This is a genomic window from Nitrospirota bacterium (assembly GCA_016214855.1).
GTDB lineage: Bacteria > Nitrospirota > Thermodesulfovibrionia > Thermodesulfovibrionales > UBA6898 > UBA6898.
On sequence record JACRMT010000010.1, the window covers coordinates 101,271 to 114,133 of the forward strand.

13 protein-coding genes are annotated in these 12,863 nt (G+C 50.6%); 2 read left to right on the forward strand and 11 right to left on the reverse strand.

The features are described 5' to 3' along the window. Window positions 1–22 precede the first annotated feature (22 nt). Genes mtgA through HZB62_09680 form a run of 5 tightly spaced genes read right to left on the reverse strand, consistent with a single transcriptional unit; the run spans window position 23 to window position 4,010 of the window. Entirely contained in the window at window positions 23–829 is an 807-nt protein-coding gene (gene mtgA, locus HZB62_09660) for a monofunctional biosynthetic peptidoglycan transglycosylase (GenBank protein ID MBI5075411.1), read from the reverse strand. Between the two features lie 19 nt (window positions 830–848). Then, window positions 849–2,168 carry a DNA recombination protein RmuC gene (rmuC, locus tag HZB62_09665; protein MBI5075412.1) on the reverse strand — a complete coding sequence of 440 codons (1,320 nt, stop codon included), beginning with the start codon at window positions 2,166–2,168 and terminating at the stop codon, window positions 849–851. Further along, the gene (locus HZB62_09670; GenBank protein ID MBI5075413.1) at window positions 2,165–2,533 is read right to left on the reverse strand and encodes a co-chaperone GroES; all 369 of its coding nucleotides are present in this window, start codon (window positions 2,531–2,533) and stop codon (window positions 2,165–2,167) included. The genes rmuC and HZB62_09670 overlap by 4 nt, the downstream gene beginning before the upstream one ends. A gap of 23 nt (window positions 2,534–2,556) precedes the next feature. Further along, window positions 2,557–3,441: an acetylglutamate kinase gene (gene argB, locus HZB62_09675; protein MBI5075414.1), complete on the reverse strand. Its 885-nt coding sequence runs from the start codon at window positions 3,439–3,441 to the stop codon at window positions 2,557–2,559. Then, window positions 3,438–4,010 (reverse strand): TraR/DksA C4-type zinc finger protein, encoded by a 573-nt coding sequence (locus HZB62_09680; protein ID MBI5075415.1) that lies wholly within the window; start codon window positions 4,008–4,010, stop codon window positions 3,438–3,440. The genes argB and HZB62_09680 overlap by 4 nt, the downstream gene beginning before the upstream one ends. 322 nt (window positions 4,011–4,332) lie before the next feature. Between HZB62_09680 and HZB62_09685 the strand changes: the two genes are divergently transcribed. Beyond that, window positions 4,333–5,571 (forward strand): saccharopine dehydrogenase family protein, encoded by a 1,239-nt coding sequence (locus tag HZB62_09685; GenBank protein MBI5075416.1) that lies wholly within the window; start codon window positions 4,333–4,335, stop codon window positions 5,569–5,571. A gap of 8 nt (window positions 5,572–5,579) precedes the next feature. After that, complete coding sequence (gene nspC, locus HZB62_09690) at window positions 5,580–6,746, forward strand: carboxynorspermidine decarboxylase (GenBank protein ID MBI5075417.1); 1,167 nt, start codon at window positions 5,580–5,582, stop codon at window positions 6,744–6,746. Window positions 6,747–6,914: 168 nt separating this feature from the next. Here nspC and HZB62_09695 read toward each other — a convergent pair whose 3' ends face one another. The 6 genes from HZB62_09695 to HZB62_09720 all read right to left on the reverse strand — a co-directional run bounded on the left by HZB62_09695 (window position 6,915) and on the right by HZB62_09720 (window position 12,624). After that, window positions 6,915–7,196, reverse strand: coding sequence for a helix-turn-helix domain-containing protein (locus HZB62_09695; protein MBI5075418.1), 282 nt, complete (start codon window positions 7,194–7,196; stop codon window positions 6,915–6,917). Window positions 7,197–7,288: 92 nt separating this feature from the next. Beyond that, window positions 7,289–7,846, reverse strand: coding sequence for a membrane integrity-associated transporter subunit PqiC (locus HZB62_09700; protein ID MBI5075419.1), 558 nt, complete (start codon window positions 7,844–7,846; stop codon window positions 7,289–7,291). A gap of 1 nt (window position 7,847) precedes the next feature. Beyond that, a complete protein-coding gene (locus tag HZB62_09705) occupies window positions 7,848–8,723 on the reverse strand; it encodes an MCE family protein (GenBank protein MBI5075420.1) in 876 nt (291 codons plus the stop codon). Between the two features lie 95 nt (window positions 8,724–8,818). Next, entirely contained in the window at window positions 8,819–9,607 is a 789-nt protein-coding gene (locus HZB62_09710) for an ABC transporter ATP-binding protein (protein ID MBI5075421.1), read from the reverse strand. 94 nt (window positions 9,608–9,701) lie between these two features. Next, window positions 9,702–10,769, reverse strand: coding sequence for a PilT/PilU family type 4a pilus ATPase (locus tag HZB62_09715; protein ID MBI5075422.1), 1,068 nt, complete (start codon window positions 10,767–10,769; stop codon window positions 9,702–9,704). Window positions 10,770–10,812: 43 nt separating this feature from the next. Then, window positions 10,813–12,624, reverse strand: a complete 1,812-nt coding sequence (locus HZB62_09720; protein ID MBI5075423.1) for a DUF4388 domain-containing protein — start codon at window positions 12,622–12,624, stop codon at window positions 10,813–10,815. Between the last annotated feature and the right edge of the window lie 239 nt (window positions 12,625–12,863).

Genomic DNA, 12,863 nt, shown 5'->3' on the forward strand with positions numbered 1-12,863 from the left:
TTTATAGATAAATCGATAAAAACTACTGAGGGGAAGGCTTTGTCTCTTCGATAGGCGTAACCAGTGGCGGTCCATTTTGATCCGGTCCTGCAGGACTATTTTTCTCAACTTCCTCTAACTCGGGCACCACAATGCCTCGCCTGACCATGATGTTGTATATCAGTCCGGACCGGTTTACCACATAGCGCGAACTGCCCAGCGGATTGAATTTTCTGGGGTTCGGCAGAACAGCAGCCAGCCGGCTCGCCTCTTCGGGGCCAAGCGCAGAGGCGGACTTTCCATAATAGTGACGGGAGGCAGCCTCGATCCCGAATATACCGGCCTCGCTCCACTCTGCCACATTGAGATACAGCTCAAGCAGTCTCTTCTTCGGCAGCGCCCGTTCCATGCGCCATGTGATGATCGCTTCCCTGAACTTTCTCAGAGGGTTTTTAGAGGGCGAGAGATAGAGATTCTTTGCAAGCTGCTGACTTATGGTACTGCCGCCGAGTTTGAACTTCTTCGCCTTGATATCTTTCTCAATAGCCTTCTGCATGGCCTCATAATCAAAGCCCTCATGCTGCCAGAACTTGTCGTCCTCGCCGATCAGCACGGCCTTGATCAGATAGGGGGATATGGCGCCATAGGGCACCCAGACCTGCCTGATCTTATATTTCTTTCCTGCCCGCGCCCATTCCGCCTCCCGGTATTCCATGAAGGCACTTTTTTTCGGGTTCTCTTTACGCAGTCTCGTTACATCCGGATAGACGAAATGGAAGGCAATAAAGGCTGCAAGCAGAAGAACGGAAACGCTGATGACTCTTTTCAGGGCTGATCTCTTCTTTGCCATCGGTCTCCGCCGCTGCCCGCTACTGCTCGTCAGCGTTTGAGAGAAGGTCCGGCGTATCTGCCACGGTCAGGACCTGGACGTTCTTCAGTTTCTTCTCTATGGTCCGGGATTTCTTTGCCGCATCTTCAATCGTATTACTTGCCTCCTGCAGCTTTTTCTGCGTCTTCTCGAGGATATCGCCGAACTTGCCAAATTCCGTCTTTACTGCGCTCAAGAGCGTCCAGACCTCGCTTGAACGTTTTTCTATGGCAAGGGTCCTGAAACCCATCTGAAGACTGTTCAGAATGGCGGCAAGTGTTGTAGGGCCGGTAATAATGACTTTAAATTCCCGCTGGAGTATTTCGATCAGTCCGGTCCTTTTCACCACCTCGGCATACAGTCCTTCAAACGGAAGGAACATGATGCCAAAGTCTGTGGTGCCGGGAGGGTCAAGATACTTGTCCCTGATGTCCCGTGCACATTTCTTTATCGTGGCTTCGAGCTGTTTGGACGCCTCCTCCAAAGTAGCATGATCACCATGATCGTAGGCTTCCAGGAGACTATGATAATTTTCTACCGGAAACTTTGAATCGAGCGGCAGATAGACAACCCCGCCATTGTCATCCTTGCCCGGCAATATGATCGCAAATTCGACATTCTCCCTGCTCCCCTTCTTTGTCGCCACATTCTTTGCATATTGCTCAGGAGCAAGTATCTGCTCCAGGATGCTGCCGAGCTGGAATTCACCAAGGATTCCCCGCGTCTTTACATTCGAAAGGACTTTCTTGAGATCGCCAACGCCAATAGCAAGGCTCTGCATCTCACCAAGCCCCTTATGCACCAGTTCGAGCCGTTCGCTCACCAGCTTGAAGGACTCGCCAAGCCTTTTCTCGAGTGTTGCGTGGAGCTTTTCGTCGACTGTCTGACGCATCTTCTCAAGCTTCTGGGAGTTGTCTTCCTGAAGCGATTTCAGCTTCTCTTCAACCGTCAGACGCATCTTTTCGAGGCGCTGCTCATTTGACTGTGTCAGGGTATTGAGTTGCTGGGTAAAGGTGCCGAACTGTTCATTCTGGAGGCTGGATATCTTCTGCATCTGGTTCAGAAGCGAATCATTAAAACTCTTGAGGGAGTTAATCATCTCCTCCCTCAGGCTGCGCGAAGAGCTGCCTGCCTCTTCCCTGTTCCGGCTAATCTCTTCCTTGACCGTGCGTTCGAGCCTCTCCTGATTCCTTTCAAGGCCATCAATCTTTGTCTTTGCCTGATCCCAGAGCGGTGCTGCGTCCCGCTTCAAAAGCTGAAAGCTCATGACGGCAACTGCAATGATCCCCATGATCGAAACGACAAGGAGGATCTCAATCATTCGTTGACCAGTTCCGTGCGAACCAGGGCAAGGATAGAAGAATGAGGTACAATAACGTATTTCTTGCCCTCAAACTCTATCTCCACTGCAGACTCCCTGAGGAAAATGGCATAATCGCCTTCTGTCGCCTGGAGAGGGATGTATTTGAGATCCTGGCGCTTCTTCGCTACCCAGGGCTCATCAGAAGTATTAGGGTCATGAACAGGGTACCCGGGACCTGCCTTAACGACGTACCCGCCATGCACCTTCTCTTTCTCCTTTACCGTTGCAGGAAGGTAGAGTCCGGCCGATGTCCTTTCCATCTTGTCGTCAAGGTCGATCAGAACCCGGTCGCCGACGAGCACGATATTCTTCCTGGTCTTCATCATCCCTGCTTCAGCCTTTGACATTACGCGCCGAGGATTTCCGTGCCGATACCCTCTTTGGTGAAGATCTCAAGCAGAAGACAGTGCGGGACTCTTCCATCAACAATATGGGTCTTGCCCGCCCCCCCCTGTAGCGCATTGATGCATGCCTGCACCTTCGGCAGCATGCCGCCGGTTATGGTCCCGTCTTTTATCAGTCCCGGGATCTTACTCTTGTTCAGGGTAGATATGACCTTCCCTTTCTTATCGAGCAGCCCTGCAACATCGGTCAGAAGGATCAGTTTCTCTGCCTTAAGGGCCGAAGCGACAGCAGAGGCGACATAATCGGCATTGATATTCAGCGTCTGTCCCTTTGAGCCCACGCCTATGGGAGCGATGACAGGGATAAAGCCGCTCTTTTCGAGTCCGTCGAGGATCGAAGGGTCAATCCTGGTGACCTCACCCACCAGGCCGAGGTCTACGATCTCGCTCACGCCGGTCTCGGGTGTCACTTTCTTGATGATCTTCTTCTGCGCCGTGATCAGACCTCCGTCCTTGCCGCTCAGACCGACCGCCCTGCCGCCATGCCTGTTTATAAGAGAAACGATCTCCTTGTTCACCAAACCGCCGAGGACCATTTCGACAATATCCATGGTCTCCTGATCAGTGACCCGCTGGCCGTGAACAAATGCAGGTTTCTTCCCCATCTTCTCCATGGTAGCCGATATCTTGGGGCCGCCACCGTGAACGATCACGATCCTGATACCGATGAAATTGAGCATGGCAACATCTTTGGCAAAAGATTCCTTCAGTTCGTCTTTTGTCTGTGCAGCGCCGCCGTATTTGATAACAAAGGTCTTGCCGTAAAAATTCCTGATATAGGGCAGCGCATCGATCAGCACTTCTGCCTTCTCTATGATCTCTTTCATCTTTTCTTTCCTTTCTGTTCAGCACAGGGAACGCAGAGCGAAATTTCGTCCCGCTGTATTGCCTTTGGCGCTGCAACCTTTTCGCCGCAGGCTGAGCACCTGATGCTCTCGTAGATCTCCGCCTCAGGCGGCAGCATACTCTTCCCTTTTGTTACAACGAAAAGCTCGTCGTCGCCGGCATCGAGGATCTGGTTTGTTCTCGCCGCTTTGCGTGAATGCACGAAATCAAGCACCTTCTTTGACCTGTCACCTTTTGCATAGAGGTCCCAATGCTTTTTTTCCTCTTTCGTCTCGGCCGGCTTCTCCCAGATGACCGCTATTCTGATGCTCCTGCCTGAAGGCCTCCGGACAAAGGTATAGATATGTTTGCCATAGTCCCTGAAAATAAGATTGCCCTTTCCGAAGGTGCAGCCGGTCATCACCTGAACTGCATCGACGGCACAGGAATTATTCTCAACAATGGCAACGATCTCCTCGTCTTCTGAACGGCTTTTCAGTTCCTTAAGCGCCCTCTGTGATACCCGATAGCCCAGGGCAAGGCCAGGGCAGGAATGTCCGTGAAAATCGATCACATCGTCATAACGTTTCATAGAACGATTTTACACAAAAGAGGGATTGTTTGAACAGGGTTTAACGGTAGAGCTGACAAGCTTCAAAAATCTCCCCTCACCCCTCTTTGTCAACCAACAGTAGGTGCTTTAAGCAAGAGGGGAATCATACCTCCCTTTCGCAACCAGAAGTAGGTGCCTTACGCAAGGGAGGACAGGAGGGATTTTTCAGCTAATGCCTTTATACTTTTAAACTCCGATAAGAGATCAGGTATTGATTGGATCGATAATCTGCAAATTCTTGGGTATAATAACGGATAACGTAAAAAACAGGAGAGCGTTCATGAATAATACCACCAACCGTGGCAGGATAATGATTATAGGGGCAGGAGGTGTGGCGACCGTTGCAGCGCACAAGTGCGCACAGATACCCGACGTATTCAGGGAAATAATGGTTGCAAGCAGGACAGTCTCGAAATGTGAGGCGATCAGAAAAGACATTAAGCAGAGATACGGCAGAGACATTAAAACAGCGCAGGTGGATGCAGACAATGTACCGGAACTGGCTGCTTTGATAGAGATCTATCAGCCTGACCTTGTCCTTAATCTTGCGCTTCCGTATCAGGATCTTCATATTATGGATGCCTGCCTTGAGACGGGTGTGCACTACATAGATACTGCCAATTATGAACCGCTGGATGTGGCCCACTTTGAATACAGCTGGCAATGGGCATATCAGGAGAGATTCAGACAGAAAGGCTTAATGGCAGTGCTCGGCTCCGGGTTTGACCCGGGTGTAACGAATGTCTTTACTGCGTATGCCCAGAAGCATCTCTTTGATGAGATCAATTATCTGGATATATTAGATTGCAATGCAGGAAGCCACGGTCATGCCTTTGCAACGAACTTCAATCCGGAGATAAATATCCGTGAAGTGACGCAGGTTGTTCGTCACTGGGATAACGGGAAATGGATCGAAACGCCTGCGATAATAGAAAAAGAGAGCGTGCATTTCAGCTTTGATTATCCCGTTGCCGGTCCCCAGGACAGCTATCTTCTGTATCATGAGGAACTTGAGTCTCTTGCTCTGAACATACGGGGACTGAAAAAGGCCAGATTCTGGATGACCTTCTCGGAAAATTACCTCAACCATCTCAGGGTGCTCCAGAACGTGGGCATGACCAGGATAGACGAGGTTGAGTATGACGGACGAAAGATCGTGCCGATAAAATTCCTTAAGGCCTTGCTGCCTGAACCCTCATCTCTCGGAACAAAATATACCGGTAAAACCGTCATCGGCAACATCATGACCGGGAAAAGGGATGGGAAGGCCCTTACCCGCTATATCTACAATATCTGCGACCATGAAGAGGCCTTTAAGGAAACCGGAACACAGGCAATCGCTTACACTACCGGCGTCCCTGCAATGATCGGGGCAATGATGGTCCTCACAGGGGTCTGGCAGGGAGCCGGCGTCTACAACGTAGAACAACTGGATCCGGACAAGTTCATGGAGGCATTGAATACCTACGGCCTCCCCTGGCAGATCGTTGAACATGCTGCCATGCCTGATAAGATCTGAAGCTGCCGATGAACACACAAGATGAAGACAGGTTCATCAGGATTGCAAGGGGGCCAATCGAAACCCCGGTGTATCTGTTAGACGAAACTCTCATCGAAAGAAATATGAAGGTCTTGCGCTCTGTGAAAGAGCGCACGGGTTGCAAGGTCTTCCATGCACTAAAAGCATATGCCTCTTTTGCCACCTTCCCGATGATGTCCGGTTATCTTGACGGCGTCTGTGCAAGCGGCCTGCATGAAGCGAGGCTTGGCCATGAAGAATTCAAAAAGGAAGTGCATACATTCAGCGCGGCGTATCGGGATACCGAGTTCAGGACTATCCTGAAGTATTCAGACTCAGTCATATTCAACTCATTCTATCAGCTTCAGAAATTCGGAAAGACTGCAAGGAAGAGCGGCGTCGAAATCGGCCTCAGGATAAATCCGGGTTATTCCGAGGTTGAAACGGAAATATATAACCCCTGCGCTCCCTATTCGAGATTGGGGATAGTGCACTCCCTGTTCAGACAGGAATTCCCCAGGCACAGAGGCATTGTCAACGGCCTGCACTTTCATGCCATGTGCCAGCAGAATGCTGACGTGCTCGAAAGGATCTTGAAATCGTTTGAAAAGCTTTACGGGAAATACATCAGCGGTCTAAGATGGGTGAATTTTGGAGGCGGCCATCACATAACGCGGGATGATTACGACAGAGAACTTCTGATCAGGCTCATAAACGATTTCAAGAATAAGTACGGGGTTCAGGTATATCTCGAACCGGGCGAGGCCAGCGTTCACAATGCAGGCGTGCTGATCTCATCGGTTCTGGATATTGTAAAAAACAGGAAGGATGTCGCGATCATGGATACCTCAGCAGAAACGCATATGCCGGATGTGCTGCTTATGCCTTACAGACCTCTCATACTTGGATCAGGCGATAAGAATGAAAAGGAATACCGATACCGGCTTGCGGGCCCGAGCTGTCTTGCGGGAGATGTTATCGGCGATTACTCCTTTGACAAGCCGCTGCAGCGGGGCGATAAGCTGGTCTTTTCTGACATGGCCCTGTACAGCATCGTGAAGAACACCACGTTTAATGGCATTAACCTGCCTGATATAGCGGTGCTCAGAAAGGGAGGGAGAATAGAAGTGGTCAGAAAGTTTGGATACAGGGATTACCGCAACAGGCAGTCATAATTGCATCCCAGCAAATAAGGCTTGAGACTGGCTATCTTGCCAATAAAGTCGAGTTCCGACAAAGTCAAAATCATTTTCCTTGACCCGAGCTTACTTCTCACAGGAACATCTGATTAACGGCGCCTGTAACGCAATGTCAATAGACAAGGCCAGCACGTAAAGTCTATCTTATACCAGGGCTCCAATTCCCTTGCGGTCAAGAATATTAAGCAGTTTCAACGACGGCCCGCCCGGATGTTTGTCGCCGATCTCCCATTTCTGAACCGTAGAGAGGCTGGTGTTGAGTATGGCTGCCAGCACCGCCTGGCTAATTTTATAACGTTGCCTCATCTTGCGTATCTGCTTAGGGTCGTAGTTGGGCACCGGTTCAAGACAGAGCGCTTCATATGTTTGTAACGCCCTCTTGTCTATAAATCCAAGGTCGTGAAGGTCCTTTGCCGTTTCATGCACTTCTTCAAACAGTCTGTTTTTATGAGTCTTTTGTTTCACGGGTACCCAAACGTCGGGCACAGCCAGGCCGAAATGACACGCTTAACGCTTCGCTAAATTTTACTCCCCAGTCCTGCCACTACTTCATTGACCGACTCATTCAGCGCAGCGCTCAAACCTTTTGCAAGTCCTGCAGAATCCTGCGTATCGAGCTGCACCTTTTTCCGCTGTTCAAAGCGCTGTATTTCTTTGCCCTCAGCAGATAAAAGCACTGCATCGAATGCCAGTTCAGCATACGCGTCATCAACCCTTTCGAATCTCTTAAGGTTGATGGCAAGCACAAATGAGCCTTCAGCGGCAAAATTCGACGCCCTCACGTCCTGATACGCGACTGACAGTGAATCCCTGAAGATCTCTCTGACCATTTCAACAGGAGCGGAATCCCATTTCGCATACCGGGATATATCAAGCTGATAGGGGGAAAGCCTGTGCGCGATATAAGGCTGCGCCAGATACCGGGGCGACTGGACCCTGAGCGTGATCATCGCCTGCTTTCTGGCCAGAGCCCTGTTCGTATCTGCAGGTATATGCAGACTGTATATCCTCGTCTCAGGCATGGAACATGCAGCCAATAAGATAATACCGAGCAGAACAATACCTCTCCGCAGCATATTACTCACCCTTCCCTTCTTTATAGATGATACTCCAGGGTTTGCTCTTTATCTCGTGGATAAGATCCTGAAGCTCGTCAGTCGTCCGTGTCATGGAATTGAGCAGCGCATCAAGATTCTGTGACTGATGCTCAACTGCCCTGTCAACGGTCTTTGAAGACTTCTCGATGCTCGAAAGCATGCCTTCGGCCTTGTCAAGGGCTTCACGGGCCTTCTTCAGCACCTGTGTAAACTCACCCTTATTGTTCTTCACAAGACCTTCGAGCTCATCAAGCACTCTTGAAAGCCTGTCCGCTGTGGTCCTGATGTCAGCGGTCATTTTATCGATATTGGCCGTTGCCGAAACGATCGCCTTATCGGTATTTTTAAGCAGGGATTCAACCTGCTTTACGTTCTGGGGGCTGAAAACCTTGTTCACGTCTTGGATAAGATTATCGAGTGATTTTGATAGACCTTCGACCTTTGCCATGATGATACCGAAATCAACAACCTCTTCTGACGGTATCACATCGCCGACCTTGATCCGTTCATTGACCGTATCATTGACAGAAAGCAGCAGATAAATATCGCCGACAAATCCGACCTGCGTTACAGACGCCTTGGTGCCCTTGTAGATCGGCTTGCCCTGTTTGATGCCGATCTCGACAACAACGGACTCCCCGGCTCCCTGCGGCTCTTTGACACTGACCACCCTGCCGACCCGCACACCGCCCAACTTGACCTGCGCACCCGGCTCAAGACCTGCAGCATTCTTCACCCTGATATAGTAGGTGTCGAACTTGTCAAGGAACTGTGAGCCGCCGATAAGGATTATCAACGCGGTAAGCAGGAACATGGATACGACGATGATCAGTCCGGCCTTAATCTCTTCTCTCAAAACGCCCCCCTCTTCCATAATTGCCATGCAGTAAAATCATATCGCTTTGCAGGGCTTTGCCGACCGGTGCCCCGGTCATGCATATCCCGCAACTTTCAATCCCCGGCGATCATCCTGAAATAATCTTCCGGCGAGTATTCTTCCTCTTCCCACCTTCTCTCAAGGAACTGTCTGATACGGGGATTATCCGAAGCCTTCAGCTCCTCAAGCGGGCCAAAGAACAGCACCTGGCCCTTGTCGAGCATGATAACATAATCGGCAATTGCAAAAACACTGGGCAGCTCATGGGTCACCACCACGATCGTCATCCGGAAGGCCTTCTGCAGTTTCAGGATCAGATCATCAAGACCTGCAGCAGTGACCGGATCGAGGCCGGCAGAAGGTTCGTCAAAAAAGAGCATCTCCGGATCGAGCGCCAGTGCCCGTGCAAGCCCTGCCCGCTTCTTCATGCCGCCGGAGAGCTGGGATGGATAAAAATGGTCGAAGCCTGAAAGTCCGACCAGATCAAGCTTCATGCGCACCATGATCTGGATCGTGGCATCGTTTATTTTGGTATGCTCACTGATCGGCAGGGCAACGTTTTCAGCAATGGTCATGGAGTTCAGAAGCGCAGCCCCCTGAAACAGCACGCCCATCTTCCTCCTCACCTCATCCATCTCCGGATCGGTCAGGGCAGTAATCTCCCTGCCGCCGATGCTGATGCTGCCCTCAGAAGGCTTGAGCAGACCGATGAGATGTTTCAGAAGCGTGCTCTTGCCGCAGCCGCTGCCGCCGAGGATGACCGTGGTCTTTCCCTTCGGGATGGCAAAGGTGAGGCCTTTCAGCACCTCCCGATCGCCGTACCGTGTTCTGAGCCCTGTCACCTCTATGGCAGATTCAAGCATTGGCAAAATTATACCTTATTACGAATTTGCGAAGATAGTTGGTCTGACTGCCGCACTCGCAGCAGAAACGGTATTATCTGCAACCCGCGGCTGCTTAGGAATACATCAGTTTTCGTTCCAGATCAGTGGACCGGGATATGCGCTTTGCCTCTTCAAGCGAGATCACATCGTCTCTGCAGAGCTGAACAAGATGCTGGTCCAGGCTCTGCATGTGATACTCGTCACGTCCCTTTTCGATGTGATGCTCGATCTCGTCAAGATGGTTGTCCCGAATGCAGGCCTTGATGGTATTGGTGGCTGACATGATCTCAAGCACCGGGATGAGACCTTCATCAGTCTTGTTCCTGACAAGACGAATTGAGATGGTCGCAACGATGATATCGGCAAGCCGGTGCCGCACATTTTCCTGCATATCAGGCGGAAAATAACCGACGATCCGGTTGATGGTTGAGGCTGCATTAAGGGTATGGAGCGTAGAGAAAACAAGGTGACCGGTCTCTGCCGCCTTGATGCAGGAGTCGATGGTGTCCAGATCGCGCATCTCGCCGACCATGATGACATCGGGATTCATACGCATTGCAGCCCTGACCGCACCGCTGAAATTGTCGGTATCGATGCCGACCTCCCGCTGAATAATACAGCTCTTGCTTGACGTAAAGAGAAACTCGATCGGGTCTTCTATGGTGATGATATTGTACTGAAAATTGTCATTGATAAATTTGATCATCGAAGCCAGCGTGGTTGATTTGCCGTTGCCCGTAGGCCCGGTCACCAGCACCAGCCCGTTGGGGGACTGGGAGATCTTTCCGAGCACCGGTGGGAGCTTCAGCTCTTCAAACGATGCGATACTGTGCGGAATGGTCCTCATGACCACGCCGATATTGCCCCGCTGGCGGAAGATGCTGACCCTGAATCTGCCGACGTTTTCGAGTGTATAGGAGGTATCGAATTCTTTCATGTCCTCGGGAAGCTTCCGGTTATGCTGCTCCATAACCGTAGAGGCCACAAACTCGGTGTCCCTGTTCGTCAGACTGCTGAGCTTTGACCGTATGAGATGGCCGCGGGCCCTGAACATCGGCGGGTCCCCCACCTCGAAATGGATATCCGAGACCTTCTTGTCAAAAGCGATCTGCAGTATCTGCGCTAATGTTGAACTGTCCATTTTTCATTCCTCTCCGGATTCTGCCGTGATCAGACGGGCAGATCTATTTTTTTGTTGTCTTCAATATCTGCTGACGATAACTTGTATTTTCCAGGATCAAACCGGCCTCCACGGCAAGGACTTCGAAGGCCTCAGTAAAGGCAGACGCTACCTCTTTCTGTCCAAAATCAGCATAGATCAGGACCTTGACCTGACCGCTTACCTTCAACGGCAGGACAAAGACCTTCCGGTTACGGGGCTCTCCGATCTTCTGGAAGATTTGGCCATGCAGCACCTCATCATCGCTTTCGCCATAATAGGCCTGTCCGGACTCGACGACATCGTCAAAAACAGAGTATTTCCCCAAAGGAACTGCAAGCTGCGGATTCAGATCCTCTGTTGACGAACTTTCATGTGCAGGGATCAACGTCTTCTTTACCGCAAGACCAGGACCTTCCACAAAAAAAAGGACAGAGCGCTCAAAGGCTGAAGAGACCGTCTCAAAAAGAAGAGAGGAGACCTCATCCAGGTCTTCCAACAGACGAAGAGCAGCGGTCTTCTCTTTCAGTGCGCTCAGCATCTCTGTTGCTGAAGAGGCATTGGGATCGATAAGAATGCACCTCGCCGCATTCCGGAATGCCTCAAGGAACATGATCATGTCGGCAATAAAGGTCTCCCTGGCAACCATGCGGTCGGGTTTAGGAAATATCGTCCTTACACCTTCACCGAGGCAATGCAGGGCATATTGGTAAGAGCCGGGAGGCAAGAGCTGAACAAATGATATATGCGGATGGATGCTTCGTATAAGAAGCCTGCCTGCGGTCATATCTGTTTCAGACAAGCCGGCGGCTGCCTCATCAGGTGCGTCAAAAACCAGGACCGGCTGAATGCTCATCTTGTAACACTGCTCGATAACACGTTCAATGTCAGTCTCCTGACTTACCCCGAATATGCTGATGCCGTCATTTTTGCATACGGTCATCAGCGAATGGGTAAGCAGTTCATCTCCGCTGAAGAGGATTACGGCCATGGCATGACGATTCTGCCGGCCGGTCCCTTCATAATAGGATCCGCTGTCCGTGGCATCTTTCAGAAAAACAACCAGCTTCTCCTGCTCTTCAGCCGGAAAATCGTTCAGGATCCTGCGGATTATCCTGCGATGAATAGTTACCGGATCGAACTCCTCGGAAACAACGACCTTGACCGGGATCCTGTTTTCCAGCTGATCAAGGTCAGCAAGACCGAGGATATCGGCAGTGATTACCGGCTTATTCGAAGCAGGATCAGAAGAAGATGAAGAAGGAAGGACCTCGGCGTACAGGTCCTCATCGGTCGGCACTGCGGCACCGGACATGCGGTCCCGCTCCCGTTCATCAAAAACACGCAGGGCATCCATCAATACCATCTGGGCGTCAAAACTCTGCTCCTGCTCCATCTCTCCGGGATGATATCTGCAGTCAGCCGAAACAGCAATGGCATCTGCATCAAAGGTAAAGGTTCCTTCTTTCCAGCTGATCAGTTCTACCACGGTGATCTCGATCAGTTTCTTGAGCGCCTTGAAGGCAGCATCGTCCTTGAGTCTGCCGAGCTGCTTCAATGTACTGACCAGAGGGCTGCGATTGACGCCTGCTTTCTTCTGCGTATCAAGGGCGAATTGCAGATCTTCAGAAGTTATGGCCTTCATGCCGACAAGGACCGAGCCGATCCGGACACGGCTGCTCAGATGATTCGCACCGACAATGTATCCGTTGCTGAAAATGATCCGGCTTTCACCCTTGCTTCCTGCAACGGATAAATTGCCGGACTGTCTTGTGGTATGAATCAGCTGAATAATATCTGTGATATGTAACTGTGCCAGGTCTCCGGTCAATGCCATACAAGTCTCTCTGTTACCAGGTTTTCAGATTTACACGTATCTAAGAATAGCACAAGAGAGAGTCAACGGCCAATGCCTCACGCGCAGGAGAGGTCAAGCTATTGGCATATAGCCTGAGCCGCAGTTTGGCAATAAAAAAATCGTTTGCAAATAGGCCACCGTTTCCTTAGAATAAGCACGGCTCAGGCAGTATATCATATTGTTTTTTATAGATTTATTAAGAATCTTAATATCGGGGG

Coding starts and splice junctions, on each gene's coding strand:
- mtgA (MBI5075411.1), bottom strand. CDS start 829: ATGGCAAAGAAGAGATCAGCCCTGAAAAGAGTCATCAGCGTTTCCGTT.
- rmuC (MBI5075412.1), bottom strand. CDS start 2,168: ATGATTGAGATCCTCCTTGTCGTTTCGATCATGGGGATCATTGCAGTT.
- HZB62_09670 (MBI5075413.1), bottom strand. CDS start 2,533: ATGAAGACCAGGAAGAATATCGTGCTCGTCGGCGACCGGGTTCTGATC.
- argB (MBI5075414.1), bottom strand. CDS start 3,441: ATGAAAGAGATCATAGAGAAGGCAGAAGTGCTGATCGATGCGCTGCCC.
- HZB62_09685 (MBI5075416.1), top strand. CDS start 4,333: ATGAATAATACCACCAACCGTGGCAGGATAATGATTATAGGGGCAGGA.
- nspC (MBI5075417.1), top strand. CDS start 5,580: ATGAACACACAAGATGAAGACAGGTTCATCAGGATTGCAAGGGGGCCA.
- HZB62_09700 (MBI5075419.1), bottom strand. CDS start 7,846: ATGCTGCGGAGAGGTATTGTTCTGCTCGGTATTATCTTATTGGCTGCA.
- HZB62_09710 (MBI5075421.1), bottom strand. CDS start 9,607: ATGCTTGAATCTGCCATAGAGGTGACAGGGCTCAGAACACGGTACGGC.
- HZB62_09715 (MBI5075422.1), bottom strand. CDS start 10,769: ATGGACAGTTCAACATTAGCGCAGATACTGCAGATCGCTTTTGACAAG.
- HZB62_09720 (MBI5075423.1), bottom strand. CDS start 12,624: ATGGCATTGACCGGAGACCTGGCACAGTTACATATCACAGATATTATT.